The organism is Haloarchaeobius amylolyticus (assembly GCF_026616195.1).
In the GTDB taxonomy this organism is placed as follows: domain Archaea; phylum Halobacteriota; class Halobacteria; order Halobacteriales; family Natrialbaceae; genus Haloarchaeobius; species Haloarchaeobius amylolyticus.
Genome location: NZ_JANHDH010000001.1, coordinates 387,394 through 404,147 on the forward strand (window position 1 = coordinate 387,394; position 16,754 = coordinate 404,147).

At 69.1% G+C, this 16,754-nt stretch carries 20 protein-coding genes; 5 read left to right on the plus strand and 15 right to left on the minus strand.

The window, feature by feature from the left end; all coding sequences use genetic code 11:
* Nucleotides 1-48: 48 nt before the first annotated feature.
* Nucleotides 49-1,434 carry a hypothetical protein gene (locus tag NOV86_RS02025; protein ID WP_267639556.1) on the plus strand — a complete coding sequence of 462 codons (1,386 nt, stop codon included), beginning with the start codon at nucleotides 49-51 and terminating at the stop codon, nucleotides 1,432-1,434.
* 1 nt (nucleotide 1,435) lies between these two features.
* Here NOV86_RS02025 and NOV86_RS02030 read toward each other — a convergent pair whose 3' ends face one another.
* The 5 genes from NOV86_RS02030 to NOV86_RS02050 all read right to left on the minus strand — a co-directional run bounded on the left by NOV86_RS02030 (nucleotide 1,436) and on the right by NOV86_RS02050 (nucleotide 4,490).
* The gene (locus tag NOV86_RS02030) at nucleotides 1,436-1,873 is read right to left on the minus strand and encodes a DUF8147 domain-containing protein (RefSeq protein WP_267639557.1); all 438 of its coding nucleotides are present in this window, start codon (nucleotides 1,871-1,873) and stop codon (nucleotides 1,436-1,438) included.
* Between the two features lie 87 nt (nucleotides 1,874-1,960).
* Nucleotides 1,961-2,359, minus strand: a complete 399-nt coding sequence (paaI, locus tag NOV86_RS02035) for a hydroxyphenylacetyl-CoA thioesterase PaaI (RefSeq protein WP_267639558.1) — start codon at nucleotides 2,357-2,359, stop codon at nucleotides 1,961-1,963.
* Nucleotides 2,356-2,838, minus strand: a complete 483-nt coding sequence (locus NOV86_RS02040; protein ID WP_267639559.1) for a VOC family protein — start codon at nucleotides 2,836-2,838, stop codon at nucleotides 2,356-2,358. The genes paaI and NOV86_RS02040 overlap by 4 nt, the downstream gene beginning before the upstream one ends.
* 79 nt (nucleotides 2,839-2,917) lie before the next feature.
* Entirely contained in the window at nucleotides 2,918-3,643 is a 726-nt protein-coding gene (locus NOV86_RS02045; RefSeq protein ID WP_267639560.1) for a sporulation protein, read from the minus strand.
* A 118-nt stretch (nucleotides 3,644-3,761) separates the two neighbouring features.
* Nucleotides 3,762-4,490 (minus strand): sporulation protein, encoded by a 729-nt coding sequence (locus NOV86_RS02050; RefSeq protein WP_267639561.1) that lies wholly within the window; start codon nucleotides 4,488-4,490, stop codon nucleotides 3,762-3,764.
* 117 nt (nucleotides 4,491-4,607) lie between these two features.
* Between NOV86_RS02050 and NOV86_RS02055 the strand changes: the two genes are divergently transcribed.
* Entirely contained in the window at nucleotides 4,608-5,876 is a 1,269-nt protein-coding gene (locus tag NOV86_RS02055; protein WP_267639562.1) for a M24 family metallopeptidase, read from the plus strand.
* 62 nt (nucleotides 5,877-5,938) lie between these two features.
* Here the strand turns inward: NOV86_RS02055 and NOV86_RS02060 are convergent, their stop codons facing one another.
* Both NOV86_RS02060 and NOV86_RS02065 read right to left on the minus strand, forming a co-directional pair.
* Complete coding sequence (locus NOV86_RS02060) at nucleotides 5,939-7,066, minus strand: hypothetical protein (protein WP_267639563.1); 1,128 nt, start codon at nucleotides 7,064-7,066, stop codon at nucleotides 5,939-5,941.
* A 78-nt stretch (nucleotides 7,067-7,144) separates the two neighbouring features.
* Nucleotides 7,145-8,464: an MFS transporter gene (locus NOV86_RS02065; protein ID WP_267639564.1), complete on the minus strand. Its 1,320-nt coding sequence runs from the start codon at nucleotides 8,462-8,464 to the stop codon at nucleotides 7,145-7,147.
* Nucleotides 8,465-8,607: 143 nt separating this feature from the next.
* On the opposite strand from NOV86_RS02065, the gene NOV86_RS02070 reads away from it, so the two are divergent.
* On the plus strand, nucleotides 8,608-9,315 hold the full coding sequence (locus tag NOV86_RS02070; protein WP_267639565.1) for a class I SAM-dependent methyltransferase: 708 nt from the start codon (nucleotides 8,608-8,610) through the stop codon (nucleotides 9,313-9,315).
* A 78-nt stretch (nucleotides 9,316-9,393) separates the two neighbouring features.
* A complete protein-coding gene (locus NOV86_RS02075; protein ID WP_267639566.1) occupies nucleotides 9,394-9,768 on the plus strand; it encodes a CBS domain-containing protein in 375 nt (124 codons plus the stop codon).
* Between the two features lie 18 nt (nucleotides 9,769-9,786).
* On the opposite strand, the gene NOV86_RS02080 is transcribed toward NOV86_RS02075, so the two are convergent.
* Entirely contained in the window at nucleotides 9,787-10,779 is a 993-nt protein-coding gene (locus tag NOV86_RS02080) for a hypothetical protein (protein ID WP_267639567.1), read from the minus strand.
* A gap of 160 nt (nucleotides 10,780-10,939) precedes the next feature.
* On the opposite strand from NOV86_RS02080, the gene NOV86_RS02085 reads away from it, so the two are divergent.
* Nucleotides 10,940-11,140 (plus strand): hypothetical protein, encoded by a 201-nt coding sequence (locus NOV86_RS02085; protein WP_267639568.1) that lies wholly within the window; start codon nucleotides 10,940-10,942, stop codon nucleotides 11,138-11,140.
* Here the strand turns inward: NOV86_RS02085 and NOV86_RS02090 are convergent.
* The 7 genes from NOV86_RS02090 to NOV86_RS02120 all read right to left on the minus strand — a co-directional run bounded on the left by NOV86_RS02090 (nucleotide 11,122) and on the right by NOV86_RS02120 (nucleotide 16,748).
* Complete coding sequence (locus tag NOV86_RS02090) at nucleotides 11,122-11,607, minus strand: GNAT family N-acetyltransferase (RefSeq protein WP_267639569.1); 486 nt, start codon at nucleotides 11,605-11,607, stop codon at nucleotides 11,122-11,124. The genes NOV86_RS02085 and NOV86_RS02090 overlap by 19 nt on opposite strands.
* 99 nt (nucleotides 11,608-11,706) lie before the next feature.
* Nucleotides 11,707-12,282 carry a hypothetical protein gene (locus tag NOV86_RS02095; protein ID WP_267639570.1) on the minus strand — a complete coding sequence of 192 codons (576 nt, stop codon included), beginning with the start codon at nucleotides 12,280-12,282 and terminating at the stop codon, nucleotides 11,707-11,709.
* A gap of 55 nt (nucleotides 12,283-12,337) precedes the next feature.
* Nucleotides 12,338-13,225, minus strand: coding sequence for a DMT family transporter (locus NOV86_RS23185; protein ID WP_438266713.1), 888 nt, complete (start codon nucleotides 13,223-13,225; stop codon nucleotides 12,338-12,340).
* 1 nt (nucleotide 13,226) lies between these two features.
* Complete coding sequence (locus NOV86_RS02105; RefSeq protein ID WP_267639572.1) at nucleotides 13,227-13,940, minus strand: ABC transporter ATP-binding protein; 714 nt, start codon at nucleotides 13,938-13,940, stop codon at nucleotides 13,227-13,229.
* Nucleotides 13,937-14,740, minus strand: coding sequence for an ABC transporter ATP-binding protein (locus NOV86_RS02110; RefSeq protein WP_303647532.1), 804 nt, complete (start codon nucleotides 14,738-14,740; stop codon nucleotides 13,937-13,939). Before NOV86_RS02110 ends, NOV86_RS02105 begins: the two co-directional genes overlap by 4 nt.
* Before the next feature lie 2 nt (nucleotides 14,741-14,742).
* Nucleotides 14,743-15,792: a branched-chain amino acid ABC transporter permease gene (locus NOV86_RS02115; RefSeq protein ID WP_267639574.1), complete on the minus strand. Its 1,050-nt coding sequence runs from the start codon at nucleotides 15,790-15,792 to the stop codon at nucleotides 14,743-14,745.
* Nucleotides 15,789-16,748 carry a branched-chain amino acid ABC transporter permease gene (locus NOV86_RS02120; RefSeq protein WP_368408751.1) on the minus strand — a complete coding sequence of 320 codons (960 nt, stop codon included), beginning with the start codon at nucleotides 16,746-16,748 and terminating at the stop codon, nucleotides 15,789-15,791. Before NOV86_RS02120 ends, NOV86_RS02115 begins: the two co-directional genes overlap by 4 nt.
* Nucleotides 16,749-16,754: the final 6 nt, after the last annotated feature.

Consider the following 16,754-nt stretch of genomic DNA (forward strand, 5'->3'; position numbering starts at 1 on the left):
CACTTGTCCTTTGCGAAGAAGTACCACGGTTCGGCGAGACGTTCGACCGTGACGCGACCCGCCCTCCCCGTCCTCCTGGTCGTCTGCGTCCTCCTCGCCGGCTGTTCGGGGCTGCTGCCCGGCGACGGGACGCCGACCACCGACGGCACCGAACCCGCGACCGAGTCCCGCCAGCCGACCACGACAGCCCCGGCGACCGCCACGACGCCGCCGACGCCGGCACGGCGAACCGCCGTCCCCACGGTCGAACCCCTCTCACCGCCCGAGGAGCCACCCGAGCCACGGGCCGTCGCGACCAACTTCTCGCACGACCCGGCCGTCGACACCGTCTACCGGCGGGTCGAGACTCTCCGCGGGGTGACGGCCCGCGAGCAGGTCAAGGTCGAGGCACACGCGGTCGCCATCGTGGACCAGGAGGGTGAACCCATGGAACCCGGCGACCCCTTCGACTACCCCGACGACGCGAAGCACCTCGGCGAGTTGCAGGCGAAGGTCCTCCAGTTCTACAGTTCGAGGGAGGTGCCACTGCTCGGTGCGGCCGCCTCGGGCTTCGCCGACGAGACCTCGGTCGGGGTGATGAACGAGGAACGCTACGAAGGGCTGTTCTCCGAGTCGTTCGAGGCGTTGCTGGTCCACGAGTTCGTCCACACGCTCCAGGAGCAGTACGGCATCACCGAGCGCGAGCGCTACCGGAGCACGACCGACGGGTACTACGCCCGGCTGATGCTCACCGAGGGCGACGCGACCCTGACGACGTACCGGTACTGGCGGCAGTACGACCTCCCGGGCCGGAACCCGCTCGCGGCCCGGAACCGGACCGAGCCACGGGGCTACTGGACGTTCGGCTTCAGCGACAAGACCCGGTACTACGGGGCGCTGTACCTCCAGTCGGTCCCCGCGGACCGCCGGAACGACCACGTCGCGAACCCGCCCGATACGACCGCCGAGGTGATGCACCCGAACCAGTCGTGGGACCTGCCCGGCCCGGCCGTGACGGCACCGGCGCCCGACGACTGGTCGACCGCCTCCCGGAACCGCGTCGGGGAACTCGCGGTCCGGTACGCGCTCCGGACGAACGACGTGCCCTACCGCCGGGCAGCCACCGCCAGCACCGGCTGGTGGAACGACTCGCTCCGGACCTTCGACCGGCCCGACGGCGTCGCGGCCAGCTGGGCCACCCGGTGGGCGAGCGAGGAGGACGCGACCGAGTTCGCCGGGACCTGGCGGGACATGCTCGGCAACCTGAACGCGACCGAGCGCGACGGGGTCCTCACGGTCCCCGGGACCGACCACCGGCCGACGATGCACTACGTCGTCGTCACCGACGGACGGGTCGTGTACGTGGCTGCGGCCGAGACGCAGGCGCTGGCCGAGGCGGTGGCTGAGTCGTTCCCCGTGGACGACCGCCGTATCGAGGACGACCCGCGCAAGTGAGTCACCCGGACGAGGACCGCTGTCCTGGCGCTACACCGGAGTCGCCTCCGCCCACGACGTAGCCGACGATTGCTGCGACGAGCACGACGGCCGGGACCCCGAGCACGAGCATCCCGATGCCGATGCTCGCGTCGAAGACGAGGTACAGGGCGAGGCCGAGCGCGGTCGAGAGGACGAAGGCAGCCACGCTCGCGACGGCCGACCATCGGAGGCGGGCTGCGGTCCTGCCAGGTTCCCCTGTGGCGACCCGGTCACGGTACCACAGGCCGACGTAGGCCACGAAGACGGCCGTCGTCCCGGCGTAGACGCCCATCGGGAGACCGATGAGCAGCGAGAACGCTATCTCTGACTCGAAACCGGCGGTGACCGCGACGGTGACGAGGGCGAACCCCAGGATGCCGGCGACGAGGGCGACCAGTGCGCGAAGGAACGTATTCACGATGAGTGATACGTCAGCCGAAGAGATATATGCCGCTGGCGGCTCTCACGGGCCGAGAACGTGCTCCCGGGCCCCACGTCCTCCTGGTCAGTCCACGAACCGGTACACCCGGCCGCGGAAGGTCGCCACGCGGTCGCCGTCGGCGGTCACGTCGATGCTGTACTCGGCGGTCCGCCCGGCCATGTGGGTCTCCTCGGCCTCGGCGCGGAGCGTCTGGCCGACCTCGACCGCCTCGAGGTAGGACATGTTGGTCTCCAGTGCGACCGCGGTGGTCCCGTGGGAGTTCGACGAGGCGGCAAAGGCCGCGTCGGCCAGCGAGTACACGGCGCCGCCGTGGGGGGTCCCGTGGAAGTTCAGCATGTCCTCGGTCACCTCCAGTTCCGTCACCGCGGTCCCCGCACCGAGGTCGACGAGTTCGATGCCGAGCTTCGCGCAGAACGGGTCCGATTCGATGTGTTCGCGGGTCTCCTCGGGAATCTCGCTCATGACTGCACCTCCTGGACGCGCCCGCCGTTGACGAACAGTTCCTCTGGCGGGAGCCGCCCCTCCGGGTAGTCGTCGTGGTACTCCATGAGCTGGAACAGCGTCCCGGTCGGGTTCGCCGGGGAGACGAACGCCTCGGTCCAGGTGTCGAACTCGGCGTAGTCGACGACCCGGAGGTCCGCGTCGGCGGCTTCGAGTCCGTCGATGACGACCTCGATGTCCGCCACCTCGAGGGTGACGTGGTGGAGGCCCGCGCCCTCGCGGTCGAGGAACTCCGTCAGGAAGGAGTCCTCCTCGATGGGTTCGATGAGTTCGATGCGGGAGGCGTCGCCCAGCCGGTAGTAGACCCAGCGAAAGCGGTCCTCGACGGTCTCGTCGGAGAGCTTCTCGCACCCGAGCGCCCGCAACACGGGTTCCGCGTCGGCCACCGATTCGACGGCGATGCCGACGTGGTCGACCCGTATCGGTGTGTCGTGTGTCATCGGGGGACAACACGACCGGGGCACCCTTAGCCCTTCAGGTGGTCACACGCCCGGCCGGTATCGGTACTCCGCCTCGTCCTCAGACGTGGTCGGCCAGCACGTCGTCGAGCGTCTCCGCGACCGTGTCCGGGTCGGGGTCGGTGATGGTGAACTCGCTCGACTCCGCGGCGAACTCCTCGAAGTCCTCGATGCCGCCCTCGGGTTCGACCTGCACGACCGCGGTGAGGCCGTCGTCGTCAGGGACGAACACCGCCTCGAGGTCGCCCGAGTCGGCGTACTCGTCGGATTGCGGCACGAAGTCGAACTCCTGGACGAACGGGCGCGCCGGGTCGACCGTGTGGGCCTCCTTGCAGTCGGCCTCGTCGAAGGCGTACCCGAGGGCGTCTGCGGCGTCGAAGAAGGCCTGCCGGTACGGGTCGGGGTCGACCGTGATGGAGTCCCTGTCGGTCGGGTCGATGGACCAGTCGATGTCGAGGCCGGTCTTCAGCCAGACGTTCGTGCTGCCGACGGTGACGGGGGTCGCCGCGGGGACCGTCACGTCGACCTCGATTGTCCGGTGCGACCCGGCCGCGATGGTGAAGTCCTCGGCGGCGGTGGTCGAGTCGATGACCGCCGTGGCGTGACTGGTCCCGGCCCAGTAGCGCGTGACGAACGCGAAGGAGATGCCGTCGACCTGCTGGTCGGCGTCGCCCCCGTCGACCTCGACGGTGAGCGTCAGTTCCGTCCCGGGCGTCACCTTGTTCCGGGGCAGGACGGTGTCGACCGTGGCCGCACCGATGCCCACGCTGGAGAGTACGCGTCGCATTGGGCGGAAGATGCACTGGCGGGTAGTTAACGGTTCGGTCGGGTGATAGGAACGGGGGGTCGGGCGGGGGAGGTGACGCGGGACAGGTCGTGACGGTTCGCGACCGGGTCGGCCCTGCTCAGGCGTGCCGGCGGACGATGCTCTCGAGTTCGTCGCGGATGGCGTCGCGGTCGGGCTCGGAGAAGGTGAAACTCGCCTTCGACTCGTCGGTGTCGGCCCACTCGGAGAGGACGCCGCCGCGACGGTCGATCTCGAGGTACACCGTCACGGACTCCCGGGTGGGTGCGCAGATGACCTCCAGTTCGTCGAGCTTGCCGCGGAACTCGCCGCCGCGGGGCTTGAACTCGAACTCCTGGGCGTAGGGCTGGCTGCGGCCGAACGGCGCCTTCTCGACCTCGGCGCTGTAGAAACTGAACCCGAGGTCCTCGACCGCGTCGAACAGCGCCTGCATGCGCTCGTCGGGGCGGACCTCGATGTGGTCGGTGTCCTTGGGGTCGACCGCCCAGTCGATGTCGAGGCCGGTCTTCAGCCACACCTTCACGTTGCCCATCGTCAGGGGTGTCCCGTAGGGGACCGTGACCTCGACGGTCTCCTCGCGGTGCTCGCCCTCATCGATGGTGAAGTTATCACCGACGCGGAACTTGTCGATGACGGCCTGCGAGTAGCCGTCCTCGGTGCGGTACCGCGTCATCAGGGCGAAGTACATGTGTTCGATCTCCTGTTCGGCCGACCCACCCTCGATCTCGACGGTCGCCTCGACCGTCTCGCCGGGTTCGAGCGACGTCTTCGGGAGGATGGTGTCGACGTTGGCGGAACCGATTCCCACGCTGGAGAGCACTCGTTTCATACCGGTCTAGGCTACTCCCAATCGTATCATAAGCCTTTGGTGAGTACTCCGATAACTCGGTTCCGTGTGGGAGTCTATCACCGTAGTTTGATATGGACTTCCCCGGTAGTGCCCTCTATGTACGAACGCACCTTCATGGAAGGGACGCGGGGTACCCAGGCGGTCGACTGGGAGGAGCGCATCGACGTGAAGCGACTGCGCGAGGAGCGCTACGCGAAGGCGCTCGCCCGCCTCGAGGACTCCGAGATGGGCTCGATGCTGCTGGTGTCGGACCCGAACATCCGGTACGTCACCGGCCTCGCCATGACCGGCGGGTCCGGCGCCGACCACTACACCCTCCTGACCGAGGAGGGCGACATCGTCCACTGGGACACCGCCGACCACGCCAGCAACCAGCGGTTCAACTGCCCGTGGCTCCACGACATCCGCTACGCCTGCCCCGGCCTCGGGAACGTCCCGCGGGCCTCCGGGTCCGACTCCGCCCGCGGCTTCCTCAAGCAGAAGATGGCCGACCTCGTCTACGAGGCGATGGAGGAGTACGGCGTCCACAAGGAGCCGATGGGCCTCGACGTCGGCAACCAGGGACTCATCTCCGCCTTCGAGAACAACGACGTGGAGGTCCGCACGAAGGACTGTGTCGACCTGATGCACGACGCCCGGAAGGTCAAGACGAAGGACGAGATCGAGTGCCTGCGCCAGGTCGCGGCCATCTGCGAGGCCGGCTTCCAGCAGGTCGTCGAGAACGCCCGCCCCGGCAAGCGCGAGTCCGAGGTCTGGGGCGACGTGACGAAGGAACTCTGGCGCCACGGCGCGTTCGTCGGCGGCGGCTACCTGACCTCCGGCCCGAACACGTGGCCGAAGCACCAGGCCAACACCACCGACCGGATGATTCGCCCCGGCGACATCGTCTACGCCGACATGTACAACATCGGCTACCTCGGCTACCGCTCCTGTTACTACCGGACCTTCTCCATGGGCGAACCCACCGAGGCCCAGCAGGACGCCTACGAGATCGCCCGCGACAACCTCTACGACGTGCTCGACCGCATCGAGCCGGGCGCGACCACCGACGAGATCTGCCAGGGCTTCCCGGACATGGAGGGGGAGCACGCCGACTGGTACGGCGCGACCGACCACTGGCAGATGACGACCAACCACTGGGCCCACGGGCTGGGTCTCCAGCTCTACGAGGTCCCGCTCATCTGGCGCGGCCTCTCCCCGGACCACCCCATCGAGATCGAGGAGGGCATGACGATGGCCGTCGAGACGATGGAGCCCGCCGACCGGCAGGGCGTCCGCGTCGAGGAGATGGTCGTCGTCCGCGAGAACGGCGTCGAGGTGCTGAGCCAGTGGCCCGTCGACGAGATCACCCGCATCGACTACTGAGGCCGGCTCGATAGCTGCCGATACCGGTTCGTCGTCATCGTTTCTGTGGCCGGAACAGCCGCCTACGACTCTACCTCGTACGTCTTGAAGTAGTGGAGGCCCCGTCGCCGTGCCCAGACGTCGTAGCTGCTCGTGAGCGTCTGCGTCGGCTCCTCGGACGGTGGGCTCCCACGTGCGAACGAGTCGCCACCCCGGGACAGGTACGCCGTCGTCCCCGGCTCCAGTGGCTCCTCGAGTCTGTAGTCGATGACGCCCCCGTCCTTCGCGCGGTCGTAGACCTGGAACACCGACCCCGCAGCGATCGCGCCGCCGGACTCGATCCGGAGTCTGACGAACGAGTCGTCGTCGGTGACGGCGACCGAGAGCTTCGGGGCCTGCTCGCTCGCCGTCGCCACCCAGGACGGCCGCGAGACGGAGACGGACCCGATGGAGTCGACGGTGTACTCCACCTCGAGGACCTGTTCGCCCCCGTCTCGCAGGTCCTCGGCGAGGCGCGCGGACAGGCTCCTGATGACCCCGTCCTCGTCGACCGTCAGCTCGCCCGAGGCGACGTCCGTGATGGTGCCGCCCGTCCCGGGGTCCACCACCCCCTCCTCGTCCAGCGAGTCGGCCTGGACCCGCCAGATGGTGGTCGGGCCGGTCTGGACGACCTCGGGCGCCCCCCAGTTCCCGGCCTTCAGGAAGGCGTTCAGTTCCCGCTTCCACAGCGTCCACTCGTACCGCTTGTCGTTCCTGTGTCTGTCGTTCCCGTAGGTGTAGGAGCCGCCGAGGTCCTCCCGCCAGTAGGCGTTCTCGTCGGTGCGGAAGAGGTCGACCCTCGACCCGTCCCGGCCCAGCAAGGACCCCAGTATCGCGCCGCCTTCGCTCCGGTACTCGCGGTCCCGGTACACCTCGGTCTGCGAGAGGTTGAGTTTCCTCTCGGCCACCCGGAAGCTCGTCTGCCTGAGCGCCTGGGTGTGACTGGGCAGCAAGAACAGGTTCGGTCCCGCCTCGTCGAGGCCCGTCGGGTACGGGGCGGGCTCGGCCCTGGTCGTCTCGGTCGCCGTCTCCACGTCGGTCGCCGTCTGCGTGCTCGCGGGGCCGGATTCGGTCGCCGCCGTCCGGTCTGTCCGGGTGCTCGCGGAATCGAGTCGAAGACAGCCCGAGGCGCCCACCAGCCCCAGCGCAGCGAGCAACTCCCGCCGATGCATGGCTCAACCGTATCTGACGGACGATGTAAAGCTACTGGCAGGACGGCCGACCGTGGCTCGGCGCGCCGGCCCCCCGGACTACTGGGACCCTGCGGTGGCCGTCTCGCTCCCCTCAGGCGTCGCGTCGGCCGTCTCCCGCCGGTGGAGCCAGACCGCACAGCCCAGCGCGATGAGGCCGTTCAGCGCCGCGATGCCGAACGCGACCCGGTAGCCGAACAGGGAGTAGACCCGCGAGCCGGCGACGAGTTCGCCGGTCCAGTAGGCGTCCAGTGCCGCGCCGAGGACGGCCGGGAAGATGGCGCCGCCGAAGAACCCGAGGGCGTTGACCGCGCCGGTCGCCGTCCCGCTGACCGACCCGTGGAACCGTTCCCTGACGACGGTGTAGGCGATGGTGAAGCCGCCGAGCAGGAACATGACGGTGAAGAAGGCGGCCGCGACGAAAGCGAGGGGCGGGGTCTCGAGGGCCGCGATGAGGGCGTAGGCGAGGGTGTAGACGACGCCGGCGGCGACGATGAGGCCGGTGCGTCGACCGAGGTAGTCCGAGAGCCAGCCCATCGCCGGCGAGCCGACCACCAGCCCCGCGTTCCCGAGCAGGGTGTAGACGGACGCCTCGGACACCGAGAGCCCGTAGGCCTGCACGAGGTAGGGGATGCCCCACAGCCCCATGACGGTGAAGTTCGTCCCGATGACGAAGAACAGCATCCCGCCGAGGACCCAGGTCTCGCGCTCGGAGAGGACGAGCCGCGCGTTGTCGACCGTCTCGCGCGGGGTGAGGTCCGGCGGGTCGGCGGTTCCCTCGATGGTGTCGAGACCGGCGTCGGCCGGGTCGTCCCGCACCACGAGGAAGATGGCGAGCGTGCTGACGAGGCCGACCGCACCGACGGTGAGGAAGGCGGTGCGCCAGCCGAAGTCGGCGACGAACAGGGCCAGCGGCGTGGTCGCGATGATGCCGCCGACCGCCGACGCCGAGAGCGTCATCCCGGCGACGGTGGCGAACTCGCCCGTCTCGAACCAGTTCGCACAGAAGCGCAACGTGGCGATGTAGATGACGCTGGCGCCGACCCCGATGAGCGCCCGGCTGGCGAAGCCGGCGAGGTAGGTGTCGCTGGCGGCGAACCCGAACACCCCGACGGCCATGACGAGCGAGCCGATGGTGGCGACCCGGCGGGTCCCGGTCTGGTCCGCGAGCATCCCCGCGACGAGTTGCATCGGCGCGTAGATGTAGAAGAAGGAGGCGTGAAGCAGCCCCAGTTCCGCCGCGCTGGTGTCGAATACCTGGGTGAGGTCGTCGGCCAGCACGCCCGTCGACACCCGGTGGAAGTTCACGAGCACGAAGGCGGTCGCGAGGGTGAACCACCCGAGCCACCGCCGCCTGGTCGGGTCGCGCCAGAGTGACATTGGTGCGCTAACGCACGGCATACACCGGGAAAATTGTGTGGGACACAGGCACGATGGCGTGGGTGTCGAAAGCCATCGGGTCCCCGACACGACGTCGCACACCGGCCGAAGCTTCAACAGCCCCCTCCCTGTAGCTCTCCCCGATGGTCGAGAAGGACGCCGTCCGCCGCGGGTACGACGACCTGGCGGCGACGTACGACGCACAGCGCGACAGGGCGGGCCACAGCGTGGCGATACTGGAGGCGTTCCTCGACACGCTCGACGACCCGGACCGGGTGCTCGACGCCGGCTGTGGTGGTGGGCGGCCGGTCCTCCGGCGGCTCGCCGAATCGACGGAGGCGGTCGGCCTCGACATCTCGGCCGAGCAGGTACGACTGGCGAGGGAGCACGCCCCGGCCGCCGCGCTCCTGCAGGGCGACATGACCAGGCTCCCCTTCGCGGCCGACAGTTTCGACGCCGTGGTCGCGTACTGGTCGCTCATCCACGTCCCCGAGGCCGACCACCAGGCGGTCCTCGACGAGTTCGCCAAGGTGCTGCGGCCGGGTGGCCGGGCACTGGTCTGTGAGGCCGCCGAACCGTGGAACGGCGAGAACCCGGACTGGCTCGACGCCGGCGTCGAGATGCAGTGGAACATGGCCGGCGCCGAGGTCACCCGGGACCAGTTGCTCGCCGCGGGGTTCGAGGTCGAGAACGTCTGGGGGGCGCCGACCGCACTCGAGTGGGACCGACAGGAGCACGCGGACGGCGGCGACCTCGAACTCCTCGACGCGGGCGAGGCCGATGCGGACGACGACGAAGACGAGGACGAGTCGCCCTGGACCTTCTTCGCAGTCCGGCTCCCGGACGCCTGAGCGGCCGGCAGCCTGTCGGCCAGCCGACGCACCTGTCAGGGGGAAACTCCCTTGGTCGTGGCTCGCCATGCACTGTCCATGAGTCCCGACGACAGACCGACCGTGGAAGACGTGATGTCGAGCCCGCTGGAGACCATCTCACCCGACGCGACCGTGATGGAGGCGACCCAGCGCATGCGCGAGCAGGACATCAACGCACTCGTCGTCCCGACGAACCCGCGGGCGATCATCAGCAGCACGGACGTCCTCGACGCCGTCGCCGACGGGCAGGACGTCACGCAGTTACAGGTGTCGGACGTGATGACGACCGACGTGGAGACCGCGGCCCCCGACCTCTACATGGAGGAGGTCGCCGCGATGATGACCACCTACGGCATCAAGCACCTCCCGGTCGTCGACGACGACTACGTCGGCATGATCTCCTCGACCGACGTGACGGCGCACATGTCCTGACTCCCCCCGAGAAGCAGTTTACTGTCGCGCCAGCACGGCGCGCTCGCTCCCGTCGGTCCCGGTGACGACACCGGCGACCGTGCGACCGTTCAACGATTCTGCCGGCACACGGACCAGCAGCGACGATATCTGGACCTGCTGGGTACACATCGACTCTTTCTCCTCGACCGCCGCGTGCACCCGGAGGCGCCGGCCCTGCTCGACCGTCGTCGCGGCCAGCGACTCGCAGGCGTTCGGGACCTGCTTCTCCAGGGCGACGATGGCCTGCGAGGCGAAGTCGGTCCCCTCGACGAAGGCGGCCACGTCGCTCTGACCGTCGAGCGAGAAGGCGTCGGCCGAGGTGAGCGTCCGCACCCGGAGGTGGGGGCCCTGTCCCCCGGAGACGGTGAGGCCGTCGTCGTAGAGGGCGCCGGTGTGGCGGGCGTGGACGGCCTCGTGGTCGACCGACGTCGGGGCCTCGACCGCGTAGGTCTCCGGCGAGCCGCCACCGACGCCGAGGGACACCGTCTCGGGCGCGCGCTCGCCGGACTCGACCCGGGCCAGCACCGTCTCGTAGGTGACGGCCTGTGCGCCCATGTCGGCCTCGTCGATGGTCGCGCTCACGCGCAGTTCCGTGCCGGCGCGGGCGACCGAGTCGAGCCCGAACTCCGTCGAGATGCTGGAGAGGTACGTCTGGACCACCAGCAGGTCCTGGGCCGCGAAGTCGGTCTCGTCGACGAAGGTGCGGGTCGCGTCGTCGAGCGCACCGGAGACGAACTGGTCGGCGCCGTTCGCCTCGGTCAGGACGGTCGCGTAGCGGTCGCCGGTCGCGTCCGGGGCGATGCCGTCCTCGACGACGAGGGTGTTCGCGCGGTAGCTGTGTGTCTCGAACGAGAGGTCCTGCGGGTCGTCGCTGCCGGTTCCGTCCGGCGAGTCGCCGGGGGCGCTGCTCGTGTCCGCCAGGCAGCCGGCGGCACCGGCGAGCGCGGCGGCACCGAGGGTTCGGAGGAGGGTTCGTCGGTTCGTTCGCATACCTGGGGCAACGGGGTGGGTACATGAAGCCCTTCGCCTAGCTCAGAGAGTTATTTCACCGATATCGGCTGTCACGACGCTCGTACTGAAGGTTTGGCGAATTGAAACCTCGTCGCCGCGATGGCTCAGAGATATGCTGGTTCGCCGCCAACGATGGCTCATGACCGGAGAACCAGAGGGACAGGAGGAGACGACGACCGACGCCACGGGACGGGGGTGGGCCGACATCGCGGTCGCCGTCGTCGCGGCCGGCACCTACCTCGCGGCGTCGCAGACGCTCGGGACGGTCGAGGCGATCGTGGCGGCCGTGGTCCTCGGCGGCCTCGTCGCGGTCGCGCTGAACTACACCAGTTTGAGGTAGATGTTCTCCTCGTAGCTCTCGCCCCCGATGGTCGTGGTGGCGCGTTGGACGTGCTCGAAGCCGAGGCGCTGGTAGAACTCGTTGCCGGGGTCGTTCGCGGTGAGCACCAGCGCCTCGACGCGGTCGACCCCGCGGGTGGCGAAGTCGTCCACGGCTACCTCGACCAGCGACCGGCCGACGCCCTCGCCGCGGTGGTCGGGGTCGACGTACACCCGCATCAGCGTCCCCGTGTCGTCCGCGACGACGCCGTGGGCGAACCCGACGACGTCGTCCTCGTCGACCGCGGCGAGGACCATCGTGTCGGCGGCCGCGATGTCCGTCCGGAGGCGGTCCTCGCCGTACCACTCGTGGACGGTCTCGCGGATGCTCTCCCGGCTGACGATGTCCGGGTAGTCCTGTTCCCACGAGCGCTCGGCGACTCGCTGGATGGCGTCGATGTCGTCGACGGTTGCGGGCCGGTAGTCCATGCTAGATGCTAACGCAGGCATGTCGGATGACTGTTTCTCCGTCGCGGCGGGCAGAGGCGGGGTCGGCCGCGCCCACGGGCGTACCCGGTACCGCGGGGGTCAGCCCTGTGCCTCGTCCTTCTCGTCCTCGGTTGCCTGCCGGCGGGCGATGGTGTCGGCGTCGACGTAGTAGACGAACCACTGCGTGAACCAGTCGGCGTGGACCTGGGTCGCGGTCCCGTTCTCTGTGCTCTCGCCGCCGGTGTTCGAGTAGCCGGTACAGCTCACGAGGACCTCGTAGCCGTCGCGGACCTGCTCGACCGAGTGGACCTCACAGGAGAGGTCGACCTCGGTGTGTTCGCTGTACCAGAGCTGGTTGTACACCCAGTTGTACTCGTGTTCGTGGACGAACTCCCGGGCGGTCGCACGGGTCAATTCGTCGGGGCGCTCGGGACGGGACTTCGGACCGCCGGGGAAGGCGACCTCGGTGTCGGGGTAGCTGGTCCCGGTCGCGGAGGTCGGGTGGGTCCCGGAGTCCGTCTTCGGGGTCGTCCCGGGGGTCGTGGCGACGGTCGTCTCGGTGCCGGTCCCGCCGCCGAGCGAGCCGTCGAGACAGCCCGCGAGGGCGGCGAGGCCGGCGCTGGCGGTCCCGGCGAGGAAGGCGCGGCGCGTGGAGGAATGCGGAGCGCGGGGCATACTGTCAGGTAGCTGTCGACCGGGTAAGTGCTTTGTTCAGGCTGAAAGAAGGATTTCAGTCGCGTTCGGTGCTGACGAGCCAGATGCCGGCTGCCATCACGACGCCCCCGGCGACGAAGCCGGCCCCGACCGACTCGTCGAGGACGAGCACGCCCAGTGCGGTCCCGACGACCGGCTGGACGAAGAAGAACACCGCGACGGTCCCGGCGTCGACCGACTCGACGCCGCGGTACCAGAGGTACCACGCGGCCGCCGTGGCCGCGACGCCGAGGTAGCCGACGGCCGCGACCCCGACCGGCCCCGGCAGGGCGGGCACGCCGACCACGGCGAGTTCGGCGGCCGCGAACACCGCCATGATTGGCACCGCGGCGGCCGCCGAGTACGCGGTCGTCGCCAGCGCGGAGTACTCGCGCACGAGGGGCGTCCCGTGGATCGTGTACACCGCCCAGGCGACGCTGGCGACGACGAGGCCGAGGATGCCGAGCAGGCTCCCGCCCGCGAGCGCCGTGAAATCGTACTGGCCCGCGAGCACGACGACCGTGCCGAGGACCGCCAGCCCGACCCCGACGGCCCGGCGCCGGGTGACGGTCTCGCCGAGGACGAGCGCGCCCAGGGCGACGGTCGCGACCGGCGTCAGGATGGTGACGAGCGACCCCTGGCTGGCGTTCGTCAGGTCGGTCCCGACGAACTGCGTCACGAGCGTCAGCGCCACCCAGCCCGCGAGGGCGGCCACGCGCCGCCACTCCGAGCGCGGCAGGCGCTGGCCGTCGTACCACACCACGGGCAACAGCACCGCGGCGCCGAGGGCGACCCGCAGGAACGCGAGCGTCACCGGCGGGATGCTGGCGAAGCTCCACTCGCTGACGACGAACATCCCGCCCCAGAGGGCGGCGGCGGTGAGGGGAGCGAGCGCGAACGCGAGTCCGCGAACGCCCCGGAACACCTCACCCACCGAGGTAGAGTCTGGACACTTCGGGGTTGTCGAGCAGGTCGCCGGCGCGGTCCTCGAACTCGACCGACCCCTGGTCGAGGACGTAGCCGCGGTCGGAGATGCCGAGCCCCTCCTTGGCGTTCTGTTCGACCATCAGGATTGCCGTCCCGAGTTCGTTGACCTTCTTCACGTTCTGGAAGACGTCCTGGACGATGTTCGGCGCGAGGCCGGCGCTCGGCTCGTCGATGAGGAGCACGTCCGGCTCCATGACGAGCGCCCGGGCGAGCGCCAGCACCTGTCGCTGGCCGCCCGAGAGCGTCCGCGCCTTCGCCTCGCGCTTCTCCTCCAGTACGGGGAAGCGGTCGTAGAGGCCGTCGATGGTCGACTCCAGCCCGCTCTCCTTGGCGACGCCACCCATCCGCAGGTTCTCGTCGATGGTGAGCGACCCGAAGACGTTCTCGACCTGCGGGACGTAGCCGACGCCCTTGCGGACGAGGTCCTCGGGTGCGGTGTGGGTGATGTCGGTGTCACCGACCGTTATCTGGCCGGCCCAGGGGTCGAGCAGGCCGAAGACGGTCTTGAGGACGGTCGACTTGCCGGCCCCGTTCGGGCCGATGATGCAGACGATCTCGTCGGCGTCGACGTGCAGCGAGAGGTCGTAGAGGACCTGTGCCTCGCCGTAGCCCGAGTCGACGCCCTGCACGTCGAGTGCGCGCTGGGCGCTCATTCGCCACCTCCGAGGTACGCCTCGATGACACGTGGGTCGTTCCGGACCTCGTCGGGGGTGCCCTCCATGAGGACCCGGCCCTGGTCGAGGACGATGATGGGGTCCGCGAGGTCCATGATGAACGGCATGTCGTGCTCGATGATGCAGAACGTCTGGCCCTCCTCGTTGAGTTCCCTGACGAAGCGCTTGATGTCGTTCGCCAGCGTCGGGTTGACGCCGGCGACCGGCTCGTCGAGCAACAGTACGTCCGGGTCGGTCGTGATGGCACGCGCCAGCTCGACCAGTTTCAGCTGGCCGCCCGAGAGTTCGGTCGACGGCTGGTCGATGAGGTGGTCGATCTCGAAGCGTTCGAGCAGGTCGATGGCCTGGTCGATGTTGGCCGACTCCTCCTCGGTGACCGAACCGGGCGAGGTGAACAGCGAGACGACCGATTCACCCGCCTGCGGGCGCGGCCCGACCAGCATCGCCTCGCGCACCGTCATGCCCTCCAGTCGCCGGGGCGTCTGGAACGTCCGGACGAGCCCGGCCCGCGACACCTCGTAGGGCGGGTCGTCGGTGACCTCGTGGTCGTTGACGAACACCCGCCCGTCGTCGAGGTCGTAGAACCCCGAGACGAGGTTGAACAGCGTCGACTTGCCGGCGCCGTTCGGGCCGATGAGCCCCGTGATGGAGCCACGTTCGACCTCCAGGGTCACGTCGTCGGTCGCCGTGAGGCCGCCGAAGGACTTCTTCAGACCCTCGGTCCGGAGGACCGGGTCGTCCTTGTTCAGCACCGCGCCGGAGTAGTCGAGTTCGTTCAGGCTCACTGGTTCTCACCCTCGCTGGAGCGCCGGGCGCCGGGCCAGATGAGCTCCGACCGCGGCGGCAGCAGGCCGGCCGGCTTGAACCGGACGACCGTGATGATGAGCAGACCGATGAACAGCAGGCGCATCGACGCGAGGTCGAGCCCGGCGAACAGGGAGACGTCGCCGATGAAGCGCGTCCCCTCCAGGATGGCGATGAGGGTCATGCCACCCAGGATGGCCCCGCGGTTGCTCCCGGTCCCGCCCAGGATGACCGCGACCCAGATGTAGAACGTGGTCAGGGGCACGAGGTCGGAGGGGTCGATGTAGAGGTTCACGTGGACGTAGAACGCCCCCGCGATGGCCATGATGATGCTCCCGAACACGAACGCCTGCATCTTGAGGCTGAACGTGTTCTTGCCGAGGGCCTTCGCGAGGTCCTCGTCGGACCGGATGGTCCGGAGGACACGACCCCACGGCGAGCGCTGCATCCGACGCAACAGCAGGTAGACGGCCCCGATGAGCACCACGACGATGGCCAGGTTGGTCGCCTCCTGGGTCAGGGGCAGCCCTTCGAACAGGGTCGGGATGCCACTGATGCCGGAGCTGCCGGCCGTCCAGTCGCGCTCGTTCCGGATGACGAGGCGGATGACCTCCGCCAGCCCGAGGCTCGCGATGGCGAGGTAGTCCTCGCGCAGTTTGAGCGTCGGGATGCCGATGAGTATCGCGATGAGCGCGCTCACCACGATGGCGGTGAGGAACCCGAAGACCGGGTGCAGCCCCAGCTGGAGCGGTGAGTTCGGCGACGTGAGCAACGCCGTCGAGTACGCGCCGATGCCCCAGAACGCGGCGACGCTGAAGTTGATGAGGCCGGCGTAGCCCCACTGGACGTTCAGCCCCATCGTGAGCAGGACCCACGAGCCGCCGAACGCCATGGTCCGCAACACGTAGGGGAGCTTGAGCACCCCGGCCGCGAGCAGCATGAGCACGAGTGCAGCAGCGATCGCGACCACCGTGACGGCGAGGCCGTCCTCCTCGACGGACTCGCGCATCGAATCGACGACGCTCATGCCGCATCACCCATGATACCGCTGGGTCTGGCCAGCAGGATGGCGACCATCAGCAGGAACGCCACCGCGGGCGCGTAGTCGATGCTGAGCGGGATGCCGAAGGTGTCGAAGATGAGCGGCGTCAGCTCGTGGACCATCCCGATGACGAATCCACCGAGCATCGCGCCGTAGACGCTGCCGATTCCGCCGAGGATGACCGCGGCGAAGACGACCAGCAGGATGTCGAAGCCCATGCGCGGGCGGACGAGCGTCTCCAGGCCGAGGAAGACGCCGCCGGCCGCCGCGAGCGCCGCGCCGATGACCCACATCGCGAGGGTCACCTCGCGGGTCCGGATGCCGCTCACCCGGGCCAGCGAGGGGTTGTCCGCGGTCGCACGCATCTTCCGGCCCAGCGTCGTGTACTGGAGCAGCAGGTGCAGGCCGACGACGAGCACGAACGCGATGAACACGATGGCGATCTTCCGCGGCGTCACCGAGACGGAAAGCGCGTCCTGGATCGCCGGAATCGGCCCGGTCCGGGTCACGCCGTAGCGGGTACCGCCGGTCTCTAACGGACTCAGGTAGACCAGCGCCCGATAGGACAGCGCGACCCCGATGCTCGTGATGAGCAACTCGATGGAGCCCGCGTCGGTGTTCTTCAGCGGCTCGTAGATGATGCGGTCCGTCGCGATCGCGACGACCGCCGCCAGCGCCATGCCGACGAGCAGCGCCGCGAAGAACCACGCCGGTAGCCCGAAGATGCCGGCGCTGCCGAGCATCGGCTTGAGGACGCCCGCGGTCGCCAGCGCGCCGAACGCGCCGACGGTCATCGTGTCGCCGTGGGCGAAGTTCGCGAAGTCGGCGATGCTGTAGACCAGCGAGAGGCCGATGGCCGCGAGCACGATGATGCTGCTGTACACCACGCCGTTGACGACGTACTGGAGCGGGTTGACGCTCACCTGCAGGACGAGGCTCACGCTACC

What these genes read in the sequence shown, in the direction of transcription:
- paaI (WP_267639558.1), bottom strand. Translation starts at nt 2,359, where the DNA reads ATGAGCGAGATTCCCGAGGAGACCCGCGAACACATCGAATCGGACCCG.
- NOV86_RS02040 (WP_267639559.1), bottom strand. Translation starts at nt 2,838, where the DNA reads ATGACACACGACACACCGATACGGGTCGACCACGTCGGCATCGCCGTC.
- NOV86_RS02045 (WP_267639560.1), bottom strand. Translation starts at nt 3,643, where the DNA reads ATGCGACGCGTACTCTCCAGCGTGGGCATCGGTGCGGCCACGGTCGAC.
- NOV86_RS02050 (WP_267639561.1), bottom strand. Translation starts at nt 4,490, where the DNA reads ATGAAACGAGTGCTCTCCAGCGTGGGAATCGGTTCCGCCAACGTCGAC.
- NOV86_RS02055 (WP_267639562.1), top strand. Translation starts at nt 4,608, where the DNA reads ATGTACGAACGCACCTTCATGGAAGGGACGCGGGGTACCCAGGCGGTC.
- NOV86_RS02060 (WP_267639563.1), bottom strand. Translation starts at nt 7,066, where the DNA reads ATGCATCGGCGGGAGTTGCTCGCTGCGCTGGGGCTGGTGGGCGCCTCG.
- NOV86_RS02065 (WP_267639564.1), bottom strand. Translation starts at nt 8,464, where the DNA reads ATGTCACTCTGGCGCGACCCGACCAGGCGGCGGTGGCTCGGGTGGTTC.
- NOV86_RS02070 (WP_267639565.1), top strand. Translation starts at nt 8,608, where the DNA reads ATGGTCGAGAAGGACGCCGTCCGCCGCGGGTACGACGACCTGGCGGCG.
- NOV86_RS02075 (WP_267639566.1), top strand. Translation starts at nt 9,394, where the DNA reads ATGAGTCCCGACGACAGACCGACCGTGGAAGACGTGATGTCGAGCCCG.
- NOV86_RS02080 (WP_267639567.1), bottom strand. Translation starts at nt 10,779, where the DNA reads ATGCGAACGAACCGACGAACCCTCCTCCGAACCCTCGGTGCCGCCGCG.
- NOV86_RS02085 (WP_267639568.1), top strand. Translation starts at nt 10,940, where the DNA reads ATGACCGGAGAACCAGAGGGACAGGAGGAGACGACGACCGACGCCACG.
- NOV86_RS02090 (WP_267639569.1), bottom strand. Translation starts at nt 11,607, where the DNA reads ATGGACTACCGGCCCGCAACCGTCGACGACATCGACGCCATCCAGCGA.
- NOV86_RS02095 (WP_267639570.1), bottom strand. Translation starts at nt 12,282, where the DNA reads ATGCCCCGCGCTCCGCATTCCTCCACGCGCCGCGCCTTCCTCGCCGGG.
- NOV86_RS02105 (WP_267639572.1), bottom strand. Translation starts at nt 13,940, where the DNA reads ATGAGCGCCCAGCGCGCACTCGACGTGCAGGGCGTCGACTCGGGCTAC.
- NOV86_RS02115 (WP_267639574.1), bottom strand. Translation starts at nt 15,792, where the DNA reads ATGAGCGTCGTCGATTCGATGCGCGAGTCCGTCGAGGAGGACGGCCTC.